This is a genomic window from Faecalibacterium sp. IP-3-29 (assembly GCF_023347335.1).
Lineage (GTDB): Bacteria > Bacillota > Clostridia > Oscillospirales > Ruminococcaceae > Faecalibacterium > Faecalibacterium duncaniae.
Genome location: NZ_CP094471.1, coordinates 2098005 through 2119632, shown reverse-complemented (window position 1 = coordinate 2119632; position 21628 = coordinate 2098005). Strand labels below are relative to the sequence as shown.

Below are 21628 nucleotides of genomic sequence, written 5' to 3'. Positions count from 1 at the left end.
CCCAAAACGTCAGGAAGGAGCAACCCCTTTTGATCGAAGAAAAAACAAAGGAGCCGCAGAGCCAGGCTCCTGCAGCGCCGGTGAAGGGCAGAGAAAAACTGCGAAGCTTCTGGGCAAAGGTCCAGATCTCCGGCCTGCTGCGGCGGCACCGTTTCCGCCGCAAAACGCAGCGGCACATGAATGATGTGACCAAAAAGCTGCGGGCCAGTGCCGTGGTGCTGGCATTTGGCGAGGCACTTTATGCACTGGGCTTTGCGGCAGAGTACATGGTGGTGCGCACAGGGCGCGGCATTGCTGCCGTGGCCCGCAGACTGGCCCGCTGGTGCAGGAATGCCCGGCATACCATCATTGCAACAGCCTTTCCCGGTGCGGCGCAGATGTTCAAGGATCTGCTGGCACCGCTTTACCTGTTCTTCAAGGGCCTCGGCGCTGTGGCGGCCCACGCCAACGACGTGCGCCGGGAGCGGGGCTTTGGTGCTTCCGTAAAAGCGGCCGGGTGCTATTTTGTGGGCGGGCTCAAGCGCAACCTGAGCCTGCTGCCCCGGACAGCAATGTACATCCTGCCCCTGTGTATGCTGGCCGTGTTCGTCACGGTCTGGAACAGGACGATGGCCCAGCCCTATGCGCTGGCTGTGCAGGTGAACGGCCAGACCGTTGGCTATGTGGCCAATGAGGAAGTGTTCAACCTCGCAAAAGAGGATGTGATGCAGCGCATCAACTACGCCGGTTCGGACAAGACCGAGCTGACCATCGAGCCGACCTATACCATCTCCGTGACCCACAAGACCATGGACGAGAGCGAGACGGCAAACGCCATTCTGCAGAGCGCCAGTGACCAGATCAGTGAGGGCACCGCCCTGTATCTGGATGGGGAGCTGACGGCAGTCTGCTCTGATGGTGACACCCTGCGCAGCTATCTGGAGAGCCTGCTGGCCCCCTACGAGGATCAGACGGACGAGAATATCAGCGTGGGCTTTAACAAAAATGTGACGCTGGAAGATGGAATCTACTTCAACGACAGCTTTGAGGATGACAATTCCATTGAGGATATGCTGACCGGCGTGCAGCAGCAGGAGAAGATCTATACGGTCAGGGCGGGCGATACCCTGTGGGACATTGCCCAGAAGAACGACCTGACCTTCCGGGAGCTGTGTGCCCTGAATACGAATTTCAAGGGTGCTCCCCTGACCGAGAACTCCAATATCCAGGAGGGCGACCAGCTGATCGTGACCAAGCAGGAGGCTCTGCTGGAAGTCCGCATCACCAAGGTGGAGACGCGGGAGGAGGAAATCCCCTTCGGCACCGAGACCACCCAGTCCAACGAGTACACCAAGGGTACCACCAAGACCCTGCAGGAGGGCCAGAACGGCCTGCGCCGCGTCACCATGCAGAACGTCTACGATACCAATGGCGCGCTGCTGGAGCAGACCATCCTTTCCACCGAGACCATCCGGGAGCCGGTGAACAAAAAGGTGGTCGTTGGCACCAAGAAGGTCACGAAGTACGGTGCGGCGGCATACATCGGTGGCAGCGGTCAGTTCATCTGGCCTGTGCCGGGCTACCGCAACTGCTCACGCTGGTATAGCAGCGGCCATAAGGGCGTGGATATCTGTGCCTCTGCCGGTACGCCCATCTATGCATCGGCGGGCGGCACCGTGACCAAGGCGGGTTATAACAAGGCCGGTGCCGGTACGGGCTATGGTTATTCTGTGATCATCAGCCACTCCGGCGGTTATACCACGGTCTATGCCCACTGCCTGTCTCTGGCGGTCAGTGCGGGCCAGACCGTGCGGCAGGGTCAGCTCATCGGCTATGTGGGCAGCACGGGCCGCTCTTCCGGCAACCACTGCCACTTCGAGATCCGCCGCAATGGCTCGTACATCGCACCGCAGAGCGTGTTCCCCGGAAAGCGATAAATCAGAACAGGACCTCTCCGTCAATGCTTCGCATTGCCACCTTTCCTAATAGGAGAGGCAAGGGAGCGGAAGCATAAACTTGGCTCCCCTATCAGGCAACAACGACGACCGCCGCCAGTGGCGGATGAAGGGAGGCGTTGTTGGGGCAGCGGCCAGCAGGACACGAGTGCAATACTTTGCACGAAGTGGACGCTGGGAGCCGCAACTCGTATGCTGGCGTGAAGCGCCTGAGAGGTTTATTTTACAAACAAAAAAGGAGAATGATTATGGCAACACCCCACATCAGCGCTGAAAAAGGCGATTTCGCAAAGACCGTCCTGATGCCCGGCGATCCGCTGCGGGCAAAGTTCATCGCGGATACCTTCCTCAAGGATGTCCGCCAGGTCACCGGTGTCCGTGGAATGCTGGGCTTTACCGGCACCTATGAGGGCCGCCCCATCAGTGTGATGGGCAGCGGCATGGGAATGCCCTCCATCGGCATCTACTCCTACGAGCTGTACAAGTTCTACGATGTGGACAACATCATCCGCATCGGCTCTGCCGGCAGCTACACCGACAAGGCCAAGCTGTTTGATGTGGTGCTGGCTGCCGGTGCCGTGAGCGAGAGCAATTATGCCCGGGTCCAGAGCGGCTTTGAGGGGGACCTCACCCTGCCCAGCCAGACCCTGAACGACAAGCTGCGTGCTTCTGCCGCAAAGCAGGGCATCCCCCTGATCGAGGGCAACATCCATTCCTCCGATGTGTTCTATCGCCAGCCCTCCGATGAAAAGCCCACCTACTGGGAAAAGCTGCGGGATGAGCGCGGCTGCCTGTGTGTGGAGATGGAGAGCTTTGCCCTCTTCGCCAACGCTCAGGTTCTGGGCAAGAACGCCGCCTGCCTGCTGACCATCTCCGACAGCTTCGTCTCTCCGGAGATCACCACCGCCGAGCAGCGTCAGACCAGCTTCACCAACATGATGAAGGTCGCACTGGGCGCGGAGTACTAAGTTTATTTTTGAGAGCGAAAGAGGGCTGTTGCCAAAAAGCAACGGCCCTCTTTTTAGGTGTCAGTATAGTGCCCGAAGCAATCTCATTTAATCTACCTCGATCAAATCGTGCTCGGTGAGCTTGGCTTTTCCGGTATCGATGTCGTGGACGATCTGGCGGAGATGATTGATGTTGCTTTCCGAGTAGAACGGGTCGGCGGAAACCTCAAAGGGAATGCGGTGCTCCCGGGAAACTTTTTTGGCGAAAATCGTGAATGCCGTTGTCATAGAAAGTCCCATCTCGGCGCAAACCTCTTCCATGCTGCGTTTCAGGTCTGGGTCCATCCGGAAGTTCACGTTGACTGCATTTGCCATTCTAATACACCTCCTTCTTGATTCTATTATATGCGTCTGTAATGAAAAATGCAAGAATTTTCGTTGCATAATAAATGAACAACGAGAAATCTCTTGAAGAATTTGAGAACACGCCGTATAATTGAAGTGCAAAAGAGGGGATGAAAGATGAACGACTTTCAACCAAATCAGGATATCTGCCTTGTACCTTATTACCCAGCCTATGAAATTGCCCTTCCGTGGTATCAGGACGCAGAACTGTGCCATCATGTAGATAATCAGAATCGCATTTATGACCTGCCTATCCTGAAAAATATGTACCAGTATCTGGATAGTCATGGTGATTTGTTCTACATTGAATATAAGGGCATTCTGTGCGGAGATGTATGCTTGCAGACAAGCGGAGAAATTTCGATTGTGGTCTGCAAAGAGTATCAGAATCGGCACATTGGGAGAACAGTGATTGGGAAGATTCTTGCACTGGCAAAAGAGAAGAAGTATCCGCAATGCTATGCAGAAATTTATTCTTTCAACAAGCAGTCCCGCAAAATGTTTGAAAGTATAGGATTTGTTCAGAAAGACGCAGAAACGTTTGTTTATACTTTAGAATGAAAAGGAGGTCCCTATGACCAATCTGACTTTAGACGAAAAGAAAGCCCTGATCCGGATGGCGCTGGAAGCCCGGGAGCAGGCCTATGTGCCTTACTCCGACTTTATGGTGGGTGCTGCCCTGCGGGCCGAAGATGGCCGCATCTTCACCGGCTGCAATGTGGAAAACGCTGCTTTCACCCCTACCAGCTGTGCCGAGCGCACGGCCCTGTTCAAGGCGGTGAGTGAGGGCGTGACCCGCTTCACCGATATTGCCGTGGTGGGCTCTCGCCGCGGCGAGGTGAACAAGCAGATCACCTCGCCCTGCGGGGTCTGCCGTCAGGCGCTGTTTGAGTTCGGCGGGCCGGAGCTGAATGTCATCATGGCAAAGACCCCCGATGATTTCATCGAGCGCAGCATGGACGAGCTGCTGCCCTTCGGCTTTGGCCCCTCCAACGTGGCGGGCAACAAAGCCGTGGAAGAGTGAGGCGGGAAGCGGATATTTTGCCGAAATTGGCGAAATAGTACGACTTTTACGCGAATTTTACAAAAAATCTGTAAAGATTTTGTAATCGGAAATGCCTTGCTTTCCTCACATGACCCGGCTATACTTGGGTCAGTAAATGTGCAAGTGTGCGCATTCCCTTTTTAAAGCGCAATTTTTAATGTATAAAAAGGAGAGTTTTCTTATGATGATTTCTCGTCGTAACTTCCTGGCTGTGGCTGGCGCTGCAGCTGCTGCCGCTGCTCTGACCGCCTGCGGTGGTTCTTCCTCTTCCACCAGCACCGCTTCTTCCACTGCTTCTTCTGCAGCATCTGAGGCTGGCTCCGAGGCTGCCAGCAAGATCACAAAGGTCGCTCTGACCTGCGATACCGGCACGATCGATGACGAGAGCTTCAACCAGGCTTGCTGGAGCGCTGTTTCCAGCTACATGGGCGATGACTGCCAGTACTACATCCCCGAGGCTGACGCTTCCGATGAGGATCGTGAGACCATGATCCGTCAGGCTGTCAACGACGGCGCTGAGGTCATTGTCTGCGTCGGCTACCTGTATGGTGCTTCTCTGGCATGGGCTGCTGAGCAGTACCCCGATGTCAAGTTCATTGCCGTCGATGTCACCCAGGGCGATATCGGCACCGATGAGATCCCCTCCAACTGCTACTGCATCACCTTCAAGGAGGAGCAGGCAGGCTATCTGGCAGGTTACGCCATTGCCAAGGACGGCAAGACCAAGCTGGGCTTCCTGGGCGGCATGGCTGTTCCCGCTGTTATCCGTTACGGCTACGGCTTTGTGCAGGGCGCTGATGCTGCTGCTCAGGAGCTGGGCCAGAACATCGACATCAACTACTTCTACGGCGGCCAGTTCTACGGCGATGCCAACATCACCTCCCGTATGGAGGGCTGGTACTCCAACGGCACTCAGGTCGTCTTTGCCTGCGGCGGCGGTATCTACACCTCCGCTGTTGAGGCTGCCCTGAAGAACAACGGCTACGTCATCGGCGTTGACGTTGACCAGAACTACATCGGTGCAAACGGCGTTGCTGACGGCACCTATGCTTACAACCCGTTCATCACCTCCGCTATGAAGGGCCTGTCTGAGGCTGTTTCTACTTCTCTGTCCGACATCGAGGCAGGCGAGTGGAGCACCATTGCAGCAACCAACGGCAACTTTGGTCTGGAGGACGGCGATTACGTCGGCCTGCCCACCGCTGAGGACAGCTGGAACTTCGAGACCTTCACGGTTGAGGAGTACGAGGCACTGAAGCAGAAGATCGCTTCCGGCGAGATCGTTGTTGACAACAGCTCTGACGATGCTACCAAGCCCACCGTCAGCGAGTTCACCAACGTCACCTACATCCAGTAAAATTTGAACAGTCCGCAAGGGCTGCAGGGAACGACCCTCTCCGTCATTGCCGCCAGGCTTTGACGGAGAGGGTCGTTTTTGTCTCGCGAAAAATCGTGCAGCTTGCACAAAAGTAATACTTATAAGAGTACATCCCGCCAAAAAATCAAAAAGAAGTGTGCAAAACCGCAAAAATACGGTATAATGGTACACAGAATAGTATAGGTGTCGATTTGACACGAAAGGAGAGTGAGCAGATTGGCAGAGGATTTTGTGATCGAGATGCTCCACATTACCAAGGAGTTCCCTGGAATCAAGGCAAACGATGATATCACCCTGCAGCTGCGCAAGGGTGAGGTACATGCCCTGCTGGGCGAAAACGGCGCTGGCAAAAGTACGCTGATGAGCGTGCTGTTCGGCTTGTACCAGCCGGAGGCCGGTAAGATCCTCAAGAACGGCAAGGAGGTCGCCGTCCGCAACCCCAACGATGCAAACGCGCTGGGCATCGGCATGGTGCACCAGCACTTCAAGCTGGTGGAATGCTTCAGCGTGCTGGATAACATCATTCTGGGCGTGGAGCCCAATAAGCTGGGCTTTTTGCAGAAGGCTGAGGCCCGCAAGAAGGTCGTGGCCCTGAGCGAGAAGTACGGCCTGCGTGTGGACCCCGATGCACTCATCAGTGATATCTCTGTTGGTATGCAGCAGCGTGTTGAGATCCTGAAGATGCTCTACCGCGACAACGAGATCCTGATCTTTGATGAGCCCACCGCTGTTCTGACCCCGCAGGAGATCGACGAGCTGATGGAGATCATGCGCGGGTTCAAGAAGGAAGGCAAATCCATCCTCTTCATCACCCACAAGCTCAACGAGATCATGGCAGTGGCAGATCGCTGCACGGTTCTGCGCAAGGGCAAGTATATGGGCACTGTGGACATCAAGGACACCACAAAGGAAGAGCTTTCCCGCATGATGGTCGGCCGCGATGTTCAGCTGCAGGTGGACAAAAAGCCCGCCGCCCCCGGCGAGGTGGTGCTGGACGTGCAGAACGTTACCATGCACAACGCCCAGCACAAGAAGGATGCCGTCAAGAACGTCTCTTTCCAGGTGCGTGGCGGTGAGATCGTCTGTCTGGCGGGCATCGAGGGCAACGGCCAGACAGAGTTTGTCTACGGCCTGACCGGTCTGGAAAAGTTCAACAGCGGCAAGGTGCTGCTGGACGGCAAGGAGATCACCAACGAGAGCATCCGCCAGCGCTCCAAGGACGGCATGAGCCATATCCCTGAGGACCGCCACAAGCATGGTTTGGTGCTGGATTATAGTCTGGAGAACAATATGGTGCTCCAGCGTTACTGGCAGCCCGAGTTCCAGCACAACGGCTTTATCCGCAGTGAAAAGGTGCGGGAGTACTCTGATAAGCTGATCGCCCAGTATGACGTGCGCAGCGGCCAGGGCAGCGCCACCATCGTGCGCAGCATGTCCGGCGGCAACCAGCAGAAGGCGATCATTGCCCGTGAGATCGACAAAGACCCCAAGCTGCTGGTGGCAGTGCAGCCCACCCGCGGCCTGGATGTCGGTGCCATTGAGTATATCCACAAGCAGATCGTGGATGAGCGCGACAGGGGCAAGGCCGTGCTGCTGGTCAGCCTGGAGCTGGACGAGGTGATGAACCTCTCTGACCGGATCCTTGTGATGTACGAGGGTGAGATCGTGGGCGAGTTTGACCCCAAGACCACCACAGTCCAGGAGCTGGGCCTGTACATGGCCGGTGCCCGCAAGCAGGGAAAGGAGTAAGCAGAAATGAAAAACAAAAAACTTTCCCACAACGGGCTGCAGGGTTCTGTCACCAGCGTGATGGCTGCCCTGCTGTGCATCCTGATCGGTCTGGCTGTGGGCTTCCTCGTGCTGCTGGCCATCAACCCGGCCCACGCATGGGCAGACGGTTTTGTCCGCATCCTCAAGGGCGGCTTCCATGATGCCCCCTATGGTGTCGGCAAGGAACTGGCCAACGCCGCGCCCCTGATCATGACCGGCCTTTCCGTGGGCTTTGCCTTCAAGACCGGCCTGTTCAACATCGGTGCCGCCGGTCAGTACACGCTGGGCGCTTACGGTGCCCTCTACTGCGCCATCATGCTCAAGCTGCCCTGGTTCGTCTGCCTGCTGGCTGCGGCCATTCTGGGCGGTCTGTGGGGTGCCATCCCCGGTTTCTTCAAGGCCTACTTCAACATCAACGAGGTCATTACCTCCATCATGTTCAACTGGATCGGCCTGTACCTTGTCAATGAGCTGGTCTACCAGAACGGCACCGGCCCCATGTATGATGTGCGCAACACCCGCACCCTGAACCTGGGCAAGAACGCAGATCTCGCCCAGTCTGTCATCCCGGACTTCGGCCTGAACAAGCTGTTCCAGACCAACAGCACCACCATTGCCATCTTCCTGGCCGCTGTGGTTGCCATCCTGATCTGGGTGGTGCTGAACAAGACCACCTTTGGCTATGAGCTGAAGGCTGTCGGCCTGAACAAGAGCGCTGCCCGCTACGCCGGTATCAACGAAAAGAAGAACATCATCCTCTCCATGGCCATTGCCGGTGCGCTGGCAGGCTTTGGCGCGGGCCTGTTCTACCTGTCCAACGTGGGCCAGTGGAATCCGCTGAACTCCACCAGCCTGCCCGCCATGGGCTTCAACGGCATCTCCGTTGCCCTGCTGGCAAGCTCTAACCCCATTGGCACCATCTTCTCGGCCCTGTTCATCTCCCACATCTCGGTGGGCGGCACCTTCCTTTCCACCAAGTATTACCCCACGGAGATCGCCGACCTGATCAGCGGCATCATCATCTACCTGTGTGCATTCTCCATGCTGTTCCGCGGCAAGATCCAGAAGCTGCTGTTCAAGAATGCGGACAAGACCAATGTGAACGCAGAGCCTGCCCCGGCGGAAAAGGCCAACGCGAAGAAGGAGGGCAAGTAAGATGCTGCTTTTGATCAAATATACCCTGCTGTATGGCATCGTCCTGATGCTGGTGGCACTGGGCGGTATGTTCAGTGAGCACTCCGGCATCATCAACATCGCGCTGGAAGGCATCATGGTCATCGGCGGTGTGGCGGGTGTTCTGACCCTGACCATGCTTCCGGCCGACATGTCGCCGTTCCTGGTGGTGCTGATCTCGGTCCTGGTGGCTGCGTTGGCCGGTATCGTGTACAGCCTGCTTCTGGCCTTTGCTTCCATCAACCTGAAAGCGGACCAGACCATCGGCGGCACGGCCCTGAACCTGCTGGCCACCGCCATTGCCGTGGTCATTGCCAAGTATTTCAGCGACAGCGGCAGCGCCAAGCTGAACTATTCCAACAAGCCGTTCCTGTTCAGCATCGGCGGCCTGGAGCTGAGCATCTTTGTGCCGTTGGGCATCGTGCTGCTCGTCATCAGCTATGTGGTGCTGTACAAGACCCGCTTCGGTCTGCGCCTGCGCGCCTGCGGCGAACATCCTCAGGCAGCCGATTCTGTGGGCATCAACGTCTACAAGATGCGCTACGCGGGTGTGCTGCTTTCCGGTGCGCTGGGCGCTATCGGCGGTCTGGCATATATCGTGCCCCCGGTGCAGACCTGGAACTTTGAGGTCGGCGTGGCTGGCGCGGGCTTCCTTGCACTGGCTGTTATGATCTTTGGCCAGTGGAAGCCCTTCAACATCTGTGCCGCCGCCATGTTCTTTGCCGTGTTCAAGAGCCTGGCAAACATTGCGGACTCCACCTTCCTGGCGCAGCTCCACTGGTCCAGCAACATCTATAACATGATGCCGTTCATCGCATCCATGATCATTCTGGCCTTTACCTCCAAAAACAGCATGGCCCCCAAGGCTGAGGGCATCCCTTACGACAAGGGTTCCCGCTGAGCGAGGTTTGTTCCAAGGGCGCAGCTGCTTTTCCGGGCAGCTGCGCCCTTGGTGTTCAAAACCCGACAAAGGAGACGGAATGTGGATTGCCTTTGTCAAAAAGTCTGTTATAATGGAATTCATTGAAAGTCATACTGTCAGACAGGAGAATTGCGATGCGTATTTATGATCTGATCGCGAAAAAGCGCGATGGCGGTACCCACACCCGGGAAGAGTTGGAAGCCATTGTCAACGGCTTTGTCAGCGGGGAAGTGGCCGATTACCAGATGGCTGCCTGGATGATGGCGGTCTACCTGCGCGGCATGACCAACGAAGAAACAGCCGAGCTGACGGACGTGATGGCCCACAGCGGCGTGATGGTCGATCTTTCCCCCATCCCCGGCATCAAGGTGGATAAGCACTCCACCGGCGGCGTGGGCGATAAGACCACCCTTGTGATCGCCCCTGTGGTGGCGGCCTGCGGTGTGAAGATCGCCAAGATGAGCGGCCGCGGCCTGGGCCATACCGGCGGCACCATTGATAAAATGGAGAGCGTGCCCGGCACCAGAACTGCCCTTTCGCAGGAGGAGTTCTTTGCCCAGGTGAACAAGATCGGGCTGTCGGTCATTGGCCAGAGCGAGGGCATTGCTGTGGCGGATAAGAAGATGTACGCCCTGCGGGATGTGACCGCCACGGTCAGCTGCATCCCGCTGATCGCCTCCTCCATCATGTCCAAGAAGCTGGCCTCCGGCTCTGATGCCATCCTGCTGGATGTGACCACCGGTACCGGTGCCTTTATGAAGACCGTGGACCAGAGCATTGAGCTGGCTGAGCTGATGGTCGCCATCGGCACCCACCATGGCCGCCGGGTGGCCGCCATGATCACCGATATGGACACCCCGCTGGGCCATAACATCGGCAACAGCCTTGAGGTCATGGAGAGCATGGACGTGCTCAAGGGCAAGGGCCCTGCCGACCTGACCGAGGTCTGCCTGCAGCTGGCCGCCAATATGCTGGTGCTGGCAGGCAAGGGTACCCCAGCGGAGTGCCGTGCCATGGCACAGGCTGTGATCGCGGACGGCTCTGCCTTTGCCAAGTGCAAGGAGATGTTTGCGGCCCAGGGCGGCGACACCCGTGTGCTGGACGATTACAGCCTGTTTGAGCAGCCCGCAGCCAGCTTTGAGCTGCTGGCCGAGCAGGATGGCTACATCGTGGCCAACGATGCCGAGAAGATCGGCTCTGCCAGTGTGCTGCTGGGCGCTGGCCGCCAGAAAAAGGGAGACCCGCTGGACTTTGCGGCCGGCATCACCCTGCACAAAAAGCGCGGTGACTATGTGCACAAGGGCGAAAGCCTGGCCACCTTCTACGGTGCGGCAGATAAGTTTGAAGCCGCTGCTGCGGAGTACCGCAGCGGTCTGGTCTATGGTGCGGAAAAGCCCGAGGAGGCCCCGCTGGTCTACGCCCTGGTCACCAAGGACGGCGTGGAGCGCTACTGAGAAAGCATCCTTCCCGCAAGGAGGGAGGGACGGAAAGGACATTTTCTATGAAGATCATTCTGGTGGGCTGCGGCAAAGTCGGCACAGCGCTGGCACGACAGCTCAGCGAGGAAGGCCACAATGTCACGGTCATTGATACCAACAAGGCCCGTGTGGAGCATATCAGCGAATCCTATGACGTGATGGGCATTGCCGGCAACGGCTCCTCCATCACAACGCTGTCCGAGGCTGGGATCGAGGAGGCGGACGTGTTCATTGCAGTCACCGGCTCGGACGAGCTGAACCTGCTCTGCTGCATGTTTGCCAAAAAGGCGGGCCACTGCCACGCCATTGCCCGTGTGCGCAACCCCTCCTACAGCCATGAGCTGGACTTCATCAAAAAGCAGATCGGCATTTCGGCCATCATCAACCCAGAGATGGCGGCGGCGCGGGAGATCTCCCACCTGCTGCGCTTCCCCGGTGCCAGCAAGATCGATACCTTTGCGGAAGGCCGGGTGCGGCTGATCAAGTTCACCCTGACCGAGGCGCAGGCACTGGACGGTGTGGCCATCCGGGAAATCCCCACCCGGCTCAAGAGCGATATCCTGGTCTGTGCCGTGGAGCGCAACGGCGGGGTCATCATCCCCAACGGTAATTTTGTGCTCCAGACCGGCGATCAGGTCACCTTTCTTGCAACGCAGGAAAAGGCCCACGAGTTCTTCCAGCGCATCCATCTGGCCGTGCGTCCGGTGCGCAATGCCCTCATCGTGGGCGGCGGTGCCATTGCCTTCTACCTGAGCCAGGAGCTGCTGGAAAACCATGTCCGGGTGCGGATCGTGGAGCGGGACCCTGCCCGCTGCGATGTGCTGGCCCAGGCCCTGCCCGAGGCACAGATCCTGTGTGAGGACGGCTCCAACCGCGAGTTCCTGCTCTCCGAGGGCCTGACCTCCACCGAGGCCTTTGTGGCCCTGACCAACATCGACGAGGAAAATGTCCTGCTGACCCTGTTTGCCAAGAAGCATTCCAACGGCAAGCTGGTCACCAAGATCAACCGCCTGGAATTTGATGATATCCTGGCCGGGCTTGATCTGGGCAGCATCGTCTACCCCAAGTACATGACCTGCGATTACATCGTGCAGTATGTGCGCGCTTTGCAGAACGAGGCAGGCAGCAACATCAAGACCCTGTACCGCATTCTGGACGACCGTGTGGAGGCGCTGGAATTTACGGTCCATGAGAAGAGCCGCGCCACCGGTGTGCCCCTGAGCCAGCTCCACCTGAAAAAGAACCTGCTGCTCTGCTGCATCACCCGCGGCAACGAGATCAAGATCCCGCGCGGCGGCGATGAGATCCAGGTGGGCGACAACGTTATCGTGGTCACGCTGGAGCACGGCCTGCATGACCTGCGGGACATCGTGGAAGATTAACGGAGGCGCGGCATGAATTATGCGATCGTTCTGCGGCTGCTGAGCTACATCCTCTATTGCGAAGCCGCGCTGCTCCTGCTGCCCGCCATGGCCAGCCTGATCTACGGTGAGTGGATGGTGCTGGGCGTGTTCCTGCTCACGGCAGCGCTTTCTGCGGTGGCGGGCGCTCTGCTCCACCGCATCAAGCCCAAGAGCCAGATCTTCTATATGCGGGAGGGCTTTGCCACCACGGCGCTCTGCTGGCTGCTCATCAGTGTGGTGGGCGCGGTGCCCTTTGTGCTCACGGGCAGCATTCCCAACCCGGTGGATGCCATGTTTGAGACCGTTTCCGGCTTCACCACCACCGGTGCCAGCATCCTGCCCGCCGTGGAGGACCTGCCCAGGGGCATCCTGTTCTGGCGCAGCTTCACCCACTGGATCGGCGGCATGGGCGTTCTGGTGTTCCTGCTCTCCCTGCTGCCCCTGACCGGCGGCTCCCATGTCAACCTGATGAAAGCCGAAAGCCCCGGCCCCCAGGTGGATAAGCTGGTGCCCAAGGTGCAGTCCACGGCAAAGATCCTCTATGGCATTTATTTTGGCCTGACTGTCATCGAGTTCGTGTTCCTGTTGTTTGGCGGGATGCCGGTGTTTGAAGCTCTGCTTACCTCCTTTGGTACAGCGGGCACCGGCGGCTTCGGCTTCCGCAATGACAGTTTTGCCAGCATGTCGCCCTATGTCCAGTGGGTCGTGACCATCTTTATGATCCTGTTTGGCGTGAACTTCAACGCCTATTTCCTGCTGCTGATGCGCCGCTTCCGCCGCGCTGCCGCTAGCGAGGAGGTGCGCGCCTACTTTGTGATCATCGGTGTGGCTGTGGTCATCATCACGGCCAACATTTACAGCATGTACAACGGCTTGGGCGAGGCCCTGCGCCACGCCGCCTTCCAGGTGGGTTCCATCATTACCACCACAGGATTTTCCAGCTGTGATTTTGACCTGTGGCCCACCCTCTCCAAGGAGATCCTTGTCATGCTGATGTTTGTGGGTGCCTGCGCAGGCAGCACCGGCGGCGGCATGAAGGTCAGCCGCCTCCTGCTGATGGGCAAGACTGTGGGCAAGGAGCTCAAGCAGGCCCTTCACCCGCAGGTGGTGGCCCCTGTCCGGATGGACGGCAAGGTGGTCAACCATGAGACCATCCGTGCCACCAATGTCTATGTGGCCGCCTACATCTTCATCTTTGCGGCATCCTTCTTCCTCATCAGTCTGGATGGCTTTGACATGGTGACCAACTTCACCGCCATTGCCGCCACGTTGAACAACATCGGCCCGGGCCTTGCCCAGGTGGGCCCCATGATGAACTTTGGCAGCTACTCCAACCCCGCCAAGCTGGTTATGATCTTTGACATGCTGGCGGGCCGTCTGGAGATCTTCCCCATGCTGGTGTTCTTTATGCCGGACACCTGGCGGCGGTTCTGAGCAAAATAACAAAGCGGATGCGCTCCCACCGGAACGCATCCGCTTTTTGCTGTATCAGGATTCCTGCGGCTTTTTCCTCAAGAGCGCCACGCCGCTCAGCACGATGACCCCGCCCAGCAGGGCAAGGCCCGCACCAGCCTGCCCGAAGGCATCGCCGACAGCACCCACCAGAGGACTTGCGGGAATCATCAGCAGGCTGTATGCCATGCCGTCCACGCTGATGAGGGTGGCCCGCTGGTCACTGGGGATGGCATCGTTCAGCTTCTGGCTCTCGTGGAGCAGATAGACCTCCAACACACCCTGCACCAGCATCATGCCCAGGATGCCGCCCCAGGCAGGCGCAGCACCCACCAGCAGAGTGCCCACACCGCAGAGCAGGGCACAGGCCGTGTAGAGCCGCCGCATGGAACGGCATCTCACCCTGCGGCCGATCTCAGTGCCCGCAACGCAGGCCAGACCGCCCAGCAGCAGGGGAAGGAAGAGCAGCTCTGTGGGCCAGCCCAGCTCAACGAGCCGCTGCTGCAAAAACATCTTGGTCAGGTAACTGGGCACGCTGATGAGGGCGCTGGATGCGATAAGCTTCACCGCCATTGGGCAGGTGCGCAGGACATGCAGGCTGTCCCGCACCAGCTGGCGGAACTGTTCGGGCAGAGCGCGCAGCGGGTGCTTTTCCCGGCTGGCCTGCGACTCAGTGACGATGGGCTCCGCAAGCAGCATATTGGCAAGGGCGGAAATGCCCTCAAAGGCGGCGTTCAGCAGATAAAAGCCTGCGTAGCCGAGAAACTGGTTCAGGATGCTGGCCATGGAGCCTATGGCGTTGGCCAGCATGGAGATCTGAGAGCCGTTGGCGGAGACCTGAATGTATTCTTCTTCGCAGCCCTCCTGCTTTAGGCTGTCGTAGAGCAGCGCCGTGGAGGTGCCGGAGAACATGGTCATGGCCAGCGCGTTCAGCCCCATGGCAAAGCAGATGGTGAACAGGTCTGACGCAAAGGCCATCAGCAGGCTTTGCAGGACCATGCACACGCCGCCGGACACGAGGGTCTTTTTCCGGCCCAGCAGGTCTGCCGCCATGCCGCTGGGCACCTCGCACAGCAGGCTGACAACATGGAACACGCTTTCGGCCAGGCCGATCTCCCACAGAGAGAAGCCCCGGGCCGCCAGCAGGGCCACCCATACCGCATCCGTGATGCGTAGGCCGGAGAAGAGATCGGCAGTGTAAATGCAGGCAAGCTGCTTTTTCAGGTTGAGTTTACGTTTATGATTCATGGGGAACACCCTTTCTATTTGTCGTTGTGAAATTTCAAAATAGAAAGTGTACCCTTGCAAACGAAAGCTTGCTGTGACGAAACCCCTCCGTCAATGCTGACGCATTGCCACCTCCCCTAATAGTGGAGGCCTTGGCAATCCGCGCAGAATTTCCGGTTTCGCCAGAGGCTCCCCTACTAGGGGAGCTGACGAGCGAAGCGAGTCTGAGGGGTTCAGGCAAAACAAAAGCGCCCCACAGCAAAGCTGCGCGGCGCTGAAAATCATGCTCCACGTCTTGCTGAAAGGTTTCCTCGATTTGGCTCCCTTATGAGGGGAGCTGGCTGCGCCAAAGCGCAGACGGAGAGGTTTTGTTTCCAATAAAAGGGTACACTTCGACCCGGAACGTATTAAATCTGACCTTTTTTGAAAAAGATGCAGCCATTCCAACCCATCTGGGTGTACCCTCCTTTCAGTAAAACGTTACGCTTACCATACCATACTTTCGGCCAAAACACAAGCAAAACCGTAAAATTCAGGGAAAAAGTGCCGCCCCGGCTTGCAAACAGGCCCAAAGTGTGGTAAGATGATATCCGGTTATGAAACCTGAATATCTTGAAAACGCAGCGACGGAGAGAGTACGCACGCAGTTCCACAGCAAAGAGAGAAGCTTCACCGGCTGAAAGGGCTTCCGCGTGGGTGTGTGCCGAAGTTCGCTCCTGAGCGGCCTGCCCGAACGGCTTCTATTAGGGCAGGACGGCGCGCCCCGTTACGGCGTTTGAGAGCCGCCCTTCTTTGTGCAGGGCGGAAACCGGGTGGTACCGCGGAGCATTGGATTTGCAAAGGCTTCGTCCCTTTTGTCCGGCCAGAAATGGCCCGGCAGGGGACGGGGCCTTTTTTGCTGCCCCGCTTTGAAAACACGAACTGAGAAGGAGAGAATTTCCATGCAAGCAATGATCGACGAGCTGGCCAAACAGGCCGCAGAGAGCCTCGGTCAGGTCTCTTCCAAGGAGACGCTGGCCTCGTTCTGGCAGGAATATCTGAGCAAAAACGGCAAGATCCCCGCGCTGATGAAGAATCTGCGCTCTGTCGCGCCCGAAGAGCGCCCCGCCATGGGCAAGATCATCAACGAGCTCAAGCAGAAGGTGCAGGCAGACTACGATGCCGCCGCCGCCAAGGTGAAGGAGGCCGAGCTGGCCGCCCGCAACGCCGCTGAGACTGTGGACATCACCCTGCCCGCCAAGACCCGCACGGTGGGTGGTCTGCACCCCCTGACGCTGGTCACCAACCAGATCATCGACGTGTTCTCCGGCATGGGCTTTGCCGTGGCCGACGCACCTGAGATCGAGGACGACGACCACAACTTCACCCGCCTGAACGTGCCCAAGGATCACCCTGCCCGCGATATGCAGGATACCTTCTACCTGTCCGACGAGTTCCTGCTCCGCACCCAGACCTCCGGCGGCCAGATCCGCACCATGGACAGCCAGAAGCCGCCCATCAAGGTGCTGATCCCCGGCCGTGTGTTCCGTTCCGATTCCGATGCCACCCACAGCCCCATGTTCCACCAGATGGAGGGTCTGGTCGTGGATAAGGGCATCACCCTGGGCGACCTGCAGGGCGCGCTGAACACTTTTGTGCAGAAGCTGTTCGGCAAGGACACCCGCACCCGCCTGCGTCCCTCTTACTTCCCCTTCACCGAGCCCAGTGTGGAGGTCGATGTCAGCTGCTTTGAGTGCGGCGGCAAGGGCTGCCCCCTGTGCAAGCACACCGGCTGGATCGAAGTTCTGGGCGGCGGTGTTGTCAACCGCAAGGTGCTGGAGAACTGCAACATTGACCCGGATGAGTATTCCGGCTTCGCCTTCGGCATTGGCATCGAGCGCATCGCCATGCTGAAGTACGGCATCAACAACATCGGCCTGATGTTCGAGAACAACCTGCAGTTCCTCAAGCAGTTCCATGAATAAGAGGGGAGAGAACAGACAATGAAAGTACCTTTCAGTTGGTTAAAAGAATTCGTTGATATCGACGTTACCGCTCAGGAGCTGGAGGAGAAGCTGTTCTCCTGCGGCTTTGAGGTGGAAGAGCTGATCCCGCTGGATGCAGGCATCAGCAAGGTGGTCGTTGGCAAGATCGTGGAGATGGAAAAGCAGGAGGGCACCCACCTGACCAAGTGTGTGGTGGACTGCGGTGACTACGGCCACGATATCCGCATCAGCACCGGTGCCGCCAATATGAAGCTGGGTGACTGCGTGCCCGCCGCTCTGGATGGCTCCACCCTGCCCGGCGGCATCAAGATCAAGGCCCGCAAGATGCAGGGCGTGGAGTCCAACGGTATGCTCTGCTCCGGCGAGGAGCTGGGCCTGAACGATGACCTGTTCCCGGGCTCTGAGGTCTATGGTCTGCTCATCCTGCCCGAGGATTCCGTTCCCGGCACCGACATCGCACCCGTTGTCGGTCTGGATGACTATATCTTCGATATCTCCATCACCGCAAACCGCCCCGACTGCCAGTCCGTGCTGGGCATTGCCCGCGAGGTCGCTGCCATTCTGGGCAAGCCCCTACACATGCCCGCCATGGATTACAAGGCTGTCTGCGAGCCGGATGCTCCCATCAACGTCCAGGTGGAGGCCCCTGACCTGTGCCCCCGCTATATGGCGCACTACGTCCGCAACATCCGCATGGGCGAATCTCCCCGCTGGATGAAGCGCCATCTGGCCCTGTGCGGCCTGCGCTCCATCAGCAACGTGGTGGATATCACCAACCACACCCTGCTGGAAATGGGCCAGCCCATGCACGCCTTTGACCTGAACAAGGTCGCCGGCCGCACCATTGATGTGCGCCGTGCCCACGAGGGCGAGAAGATCGTGACCCTCGATGAAAAGGAGTTCGCCCTGAACCCCAACAATCTGGTCATCTGCGATGCCGAGAAGCCTGTGGCTCTGGCCGGCATCATGGGCGGTGCCAACTCCGGCATGGACGAGAACACCACCAGCCTGCTGTTCGAGTGCGCCACCTTCGCCCGTGACTGCGTCCGCAAGACCAGCCGTGCTCTGGGCCAGAACAGTGATTCCTCTGCCCGCTATGAAAAGGGTGTGGATCGCAACTCTCCCGAGCTGGGCCTGGCCCGTGCCCTGCACCTGATCCAGGAGCTGGACTGCGGCGATATCACCACCCTCGAGTATGACCTGACCGATGGCCGCCCGCTGGAGCGCAAGCACATCGTGACCACCCCTGCCAAGATCTGCGGCGTGCTGGGCATCACTGTGCCCGAGCAGACCATGATCGATATCCTGCAGCGCCTGGAGTTCACTGTGGATGTGCAGGCTGACGGCAGCTGGGATGTGTCTGCTCCTCTCTACCGTGAGGATGTGGAGAGCTTCCCCGATCTGGCGGAGGAGGTCATCCGTGAGTACGGCTATGACCACATCAACCCCACCTTCCTGAACACCGCCTCTGTCACCAACGGCGGCCTGAACTACGCGCAGAAGCAGCAGCTCAAGACCAAGCGCCTGCTGGCTGCGCAGGGCTTCTATGAGGCATCCACCCTGGCCTTCTACTCCAACGCGGAGCTGGATATGCTGCACATCCCCGCTGAGGATGCCGCCCGCAAGGCCATCCGCATCCTGAACCCCATCAGCGAGAACCTGTCCATCATGCGCACCCTGCTGACCCCGTCCATGCTGAATGTCATCGTGGACAACCTCAAGAAGGGCAATGCCGAGGGCCGCCTGTTCGAGATGGCTCCCGTCTATCTGGCCAAGGAGCTGCCCATCAGCGAGCATCCCCATGAGCGTCAGACCCTCTGCATTGGTGCCTTTGGCCCCGAGGAGGACTTCTTCACCGTCAAGGGTGCAATGGAGGCGCTGGCCGCAGGCTTTGACCTGACCTTCACCTATGAGCGCGAGACCACCCCGTGGCTCCACCCCGGCATCAGCGCCGCCGTCTACTGCAACGGCAAGCGTCTGGGCGTGTTCGGTAAGCTCTCCAATGAGATCAACGGCGAGCTGGAGATCGCAAAGGACCAGAAGGACAGCCAGAACATCTATCTGGGTGAGCTGGACTATGAGGCTCTGATGTCCTGTGTGGACGGTGAGCTGCGCTATAAGCCGCTGAGCCCCTACGCCGCCGTCAAGCGTGACCTGGCCCTTGTCTGCGAGGAAAAGGTCACCTGCGGCGAGATCGAGGACACCATCAAGAAGGCAAGCTCCCTCATCACCGAGGTCAAGCTGTTCGATATCTACCGCGGCGCAAACCTGGGCGAGGGCAAGAAGAGCATGGCCTTCTCCCTGACCTTGTCTGACCCCAGTGAGGAAATCTCCGCTGAGCAGGTCGAGCGCACCGTCAAGAAGGTGCTGGGCAACCTGAAGTTCAAGCTGGGCATTGAGATCCGGTAAACGGTGATCTTTACACAGCACTATGAGTCTCCTCTGGGCGGCATCCTGCTGGCCGCTGATGACATCGGCCTGACCGGCCTTTGGTTCGAGGGGCAGAAGTACTTTGCCCGCACCCTGGATGCGGTGCATCAGGAGCAGGAGACCGCTGTGCTCTCCGAGGCCAGACGCTGGCTGGATGTTTATTTCGGCGGGCAGGAGCCGGACTTTACTCCGCCGCTCCATCCCGCTGGCTCTGCCTTTCAGCAGGAGGTGTGGGCGCTGCTGCGCCGCATCCCCTGCGGCCAGACCACGACCTATGGGGCACTGGCAAGGCAGCTGGCTGCAGAGCGCGGCCTTTCCCGGATGTCTGCGCAGGCTGTGGGCGGGGCTGTCGGACACAATGTGATCTCTATCATCATTCCCTGCCACCGCGTTGTCGGAACAAACGGCAGCCTGACCGGATATGCAGGCGGCATCGATAAAAAAGCCGCGCTGCTGAGACTGGAAATGAAAATGACGCGGTAAGAAATACAGCACAAGAAAAATCCGAACCTTTTCCCGATGGGAAGAGGTTCGGATTTTTCTTGTGTGGTGGAGGCGATGGGAGTCGAACCCATGTCCGAAAAGAGTTCAGCGTAGGTGTCTCCGGGTGCAGGCGATCAACAACATTCCCTCCGCGTCACGCCGGTCGCCAGGCTAACGCATTGGTAGCTTCATGAGTTCCTGCCGGTCCGCAAAGCTTAGGTCCGTTCAGGTGCTGTGTCTAAAGGACGCCCCGGCCCCACACGACACAAGAGTGGGCGGAACGCGCAGCACTCAGGCTGCGAGCAACTGATAATTATTGTTGTCAGTTAATTTTTTGGAGGAGTTTAGAGCAGGTCCCCCACTGCTACCCGCTGCCCAGGCCTCGCTCCCCCCGTCGAAACCTTTACGCCCCCATAAAACACACCTTGCGGTGTGGGTAAGCTTTGAAGTTTCCGGGCAGGAATGCTGCCTGAAATCAATAGTAAACGCCGTTGGATTTAACGGCCCGGTCGATGGAGCGCTTGGCATCGCGCTTGGCGGCATCTGCACGCTTGTCGTAGAGCTTTTTGCCCTTGCACAGGCCCAGCTCCATTTTGACGCGGCCATGCTTGAAGTAGAGCGAAAGCGGCACAAGAGTGTAGCCCTGCAGCTTGCACTGCTGGTGCAGCCGCCGGATCTCGTTCTTGTGGGCCAGCAACCGCCGCACCCGCATGGGGTCCTGATTGAAGATGTTGCCGTGGTCGTAGGGGGTGATGTGCATTCCCTTGACCAGCAGCTCGCCGTCCTCAATATCGACCCAGCTGTCTTTCAGGTTTACGCCGCCGGCACGCAGGCTCTTGACCTCGGTGCCTTTCAGCTCAACGCCGGTCTCCAGCGCTTCCAGAACGAAATACTCGTGGCGCGCTTCCCGGTTTGTGACAATCGTCTTGGTTGCCGGACGCTCTTTGGTCGGTGCCATTCCGCGCGCCTCCTTTCTATCGCTTTGGTATCGTTACGTTAGTATATCATATTTTTGTGGATTTTCAAGGTCACTTTTTGAAGAAACTGTAAATCTTTCCCGCAAAAAGTACCTTACAGCTTTTTATAGCCCGCCGGTTCGTCCGCTGCACACCGCCGCTCCATCAGGTAGGTGTCCAGCCAGCGGCCGTGGCAGTCCCGGGCAATGCGCTCCCGGCGGCCCACCATGCGGAAGCCGCATTTCAGGTGCAGGCCCCGGGAGGGGGCGTTGTCCTGCAGCACCGTGGACTGCAGCGTCCAGTACCCGGCCTGTTCGGCCTCACGGCAGAGCGCCGTGAGCAGGTGATAGCCCAGCCCCTTGCCCCGGAATTTCTCCCCGACATAGATGCTCACCTCGGCCACGCCGCGGTAGCACCAGCGGGAATCTACCCGATGCAGGGCTGCCCAGCCGGCCACGACCCCATCGTCCAGCACCACCAGGCGGCATTCCCGGGTATGGGATGCGTCCCAGGCGGTGTAGGGCGGGCAGTTGGTCTGGAAGGTGGCGTGCTCGGTGGCAATGCCCTCCAGATATATTTTGGACACGGCAGTCCAATCCTCCGGCATCATGGGCCGGACTGTGATCTCACTCATATTCCT

18 protein-coding genes, 1 other RNA gene and 1 other annotated feature are annotated in these 21628 nt (G+C 58.5%); of the genes, 14 read left to right on the top strand and 5 right to left on the bottom strand.

Features of this window, described 5'->3' with window-relative positions; all coding sequences use genetic code 11:
- Positions 1 to 29: 29 nt before the first annotated feature.
- Together MTP40_RS10150 and deoD are read left to right on the top strand one after the other, a co-directional pair.
- Positions 30 to 1916, top strand: a complete 1887-nt coding sequence (locus MTP40_RS10150) for a M23 family metallopeptidase (protein ID WP_249259317.1) — start codon at positions 30 to 32, stop codon at positions 1914 to 1916.
- Between the two features lie 266 nt (positions 1917 to 2182).
- Positions 2183 to 2902, top strand: coding sequence for a purine-nucleoside phosphorylase (gene deoD, locus MTP40_RS10145; protein WP_035393670.1), 720 nt, complete (start codon positions 2183 to 2185; stop codon positions 2900 to 2902).
- 87 nt (positions 2903 to 2989) lie between these two features.
- Here deoD and MTP40_RS10140 read toward each other — a convergent pair whose 3' ends face one another.
- Positions 2990 to 3256, bottom strand: coding sequence for a type II toxin-antitoxin system RelB/DinJ family antitoxin (locus tag MTP40_RS10140; protein ID WP_005931018.1), 267 nt, complete (start codon positions 3254 to 3256; stop codon positions 2990 to 2992).
- A 147-nt stretch (positions 3257 to 3403) separates the two neighbouring features.
- On the opposite strand from MTP40_RS10140, the gene MTP40_RS10135 reads away from it, so the two are divergent.
- The 9 genes from MTP40_RS10135 to MTP40_RS10095 all read left to right on the top strand — a co-directional run bounded on the left by MTP40_RS10135 (position 3404) and on the right by MTP40_RS10095 (position 13889).
- The gene (locus MTP40_RS10135; protein ID WP_156065524.1) at positions 3404 to 3847 is read left to right on the top strand and encodes a GNAT family N-acetyltransferase; all 444 of its coding nucleotides are present in this window, start codon (positions 3404 to 3406) and stop codon (positions 3845 to 3847) included.
- Between the two features lie 13 nt (positions 3848 to 3860).
- Entirely contained in the window at positions 3861 to 4310 is a 450-nt protein-coding gene (locus tag MTP40_RS10130) for a cytidine deaminase (RefSeq protein ID WP_005931014.1), read from the top strand.
- Between the two features lie 202 nt (positions 4311 to 4512).
- Positions 4513 to 5688, top strand: coding sequence for a BMP family lipoprotein (locus tag MTP40_RS10125; RefSeq protein ID WP_249259316.1), 1176 nt, complete (start codon positions 4513 to 4515; stop codon positions 5686 to 5688).
- A gap of 261 nt (positions 5689 to 5949) precedes the next feature.
- On the top strand, positions 5950 to 7458 hold the full coding sequence (locus tag MTP40_RS10120) for an ABC transporter ATP-binding protein (protein WP_097770474.1): 1509 nt from the start codon (positions 5950 to 5952) through the stop codon (positions 7456 to 7458).
- A 6-nt stretch (positions 7459 to 7464) separates the two neighbouring features.
- A complete protein-coding gene (locus tag MTP40_RS10115) occupies positions 7465 to 8634 on the top strand; it encodes an ABC transporter permease (RefSeq protein WP_097770340.1) in 1170 nt (389 codons plus the stop codon).
- Between the two features lies 1 nt (position 8635).
- Positions 8636 to 9553 (top strand): ABC transporter permease, encoded by a 918-nt coding sequence (locus MTP40_RS10110; RefSeq protein ID WP_097770339.1) that lies wholly within the window; start codon positions 8636 to 8638, stop codon positions 9551 to 9553.
- Positions 9554 to 9708: 155 nt separating this feature from the next.
- On the top strand, positions 9709 to 11028 hold the full coding sequence (locus tag MTP40_RS10105; RefSeq protein WP_154276649.1) for a thymidine phosphorylase: 1320 nt from the start codon (positions 9709 to 9711) through the stop codon (positions 11026 to 11028).
- A gap of 47 nt (positions 11029 to 11075) precedes the next feature.
- Positions 11076 to 12434 carry a Trk system potassium transporter TrkA gene (gene trkA, locus MTP40_RS10100; RefSeq protein ID WP_249259315.1) on the top strand — a complete coding sequence of 453 codons (1359 nt, stop codon included), beginning with the start codon at positions 11076 to 11078 and terminating at the stop codon, positions 12432 to 12434.
- Between the two features lie 12 nt (positions 12435 to 12446).
- The gene (locus MTP40_RS10095) at positions 12447 to 13889 is read left to right on the top strand and encodes a TrkH family potassium uptake protein (RefSeq protein ID WP_005930985.1); all 1443 of its coding nucleotides are present in this window, start codon (positions 12447 to 12449) and stop codon (positions 13887 to 13889) included.
- A 54-nt stretch (positions 13890 to 13943) separates the two neighbouring features.
- Here MTP40_RS10095 and MTP40_RS10090 read toward each other — a convergent pair whose 3' ends face one another.
- Positions 13944 to 15155 carry an MFS transporter gene (locus tag MTP40_RS10090; protein WP_249259314.1) on the bottom strand — a complete coding sequence of 404 codons (1212 nt, stop codon included), beginning with the start codon at positions 15153 to 15155 and terminating at the stop codon, positions 13944 to 13946.
- 593 nt (positions 15156 to 15748) lie between these two features.
- Positions 15749 to 15990, top strand: a binding site (T-box leader).
- A gap of 85 nt (positions 15991 to 16075) precedes the next feature.
- On the opposite strand from MTP40_RS10090, the gene pheS reads away from it, so the two are divergent.
- The 3 genes from pheS to MTP40_RS10075 are packed head-to-tail and all read left to right on the top strand — an operon-like array spanning position 16076 to position 20032.
- Positions 16076 to 17098: a phenylalanine--tRNA ligase subunit alpha gene (pheS, locus tag MTP40_RS10085; protein ID WP_005930972.1), complete on the top strand. Its 1023-nt coding sequence runs from the start codon at positions 16076 to 16078 to the stop codon at positions 17096 to 17098.
- A gap of 18 nt (positions 17099 to 17116) precedes the next feature.
- Positions 17117 to 19528: a phenylalanine--tRNA ligase subunit beta gene (gene pheT / locus MTP40_RS10080; RefSeq protein ID WP_249259313.1), complete on the top strand. Its 2412-nt coding sequence runs from the start codon at positions 17117 to 17119 to the stop codon at positions 19526 to 19528.
- Between the two features lie 3 nt (positions 19529 to 19531).
- Positions 19532 to 20032, top strand: a complete 501-nt coding sequence (locus MTP40_RS10075) for a methylated-DNA--[protein]-cysteine S-methyltransferase (protein WP_249259312.1) — start codon at positions 19532 to 19534, stop codon at positions 20030 to 20032.
- Between the two features lie 64 nt (positions 20033 to 20096).
- Here the strand turns inward: MTP40_RS10075 and ssrA are convergent.
- The 3 genes from ssrA to MTP40_RS10060 all read right to left on the bottom strand — a co-directional run bounded on the left by ssrA (position 20097) and on the right by MTP40_RS10060 (position 21622).
- Positions 20097 to 20445, bottom strand: a transfer-messenger RNA (tmRNA) gene (ssrA, locus tag MTP40_RS10070).
- Between the two features lie 62 nt (positions 20446 to 20507).
- On the bottom strand, positions 20508 to 20990 hold the full coding sequence (gene smpB / locus MTP40_RS10065; protein ID WP_249259311.1) for an SsrA-binding protein SmpB: 483 nt from the start codon (positions 20988 to 20990) through the stop codon (positions 20508 to 20510).
- Between the two features lie 113 nt (positions 20991 to 21103).
- A complete protein-coding gene (locus tag MTP40_RS10060) occupies positions 21104 to 21622 on the bottom strand; it encodes a GNAT family N-acetyltransferase (RefSeq protein WP_249259310.1) in 519 nt (172 codons plus the stop codon).
- Between the last annotated feature and the right edge of the window lie 6 nt (positions 21623 to 21628).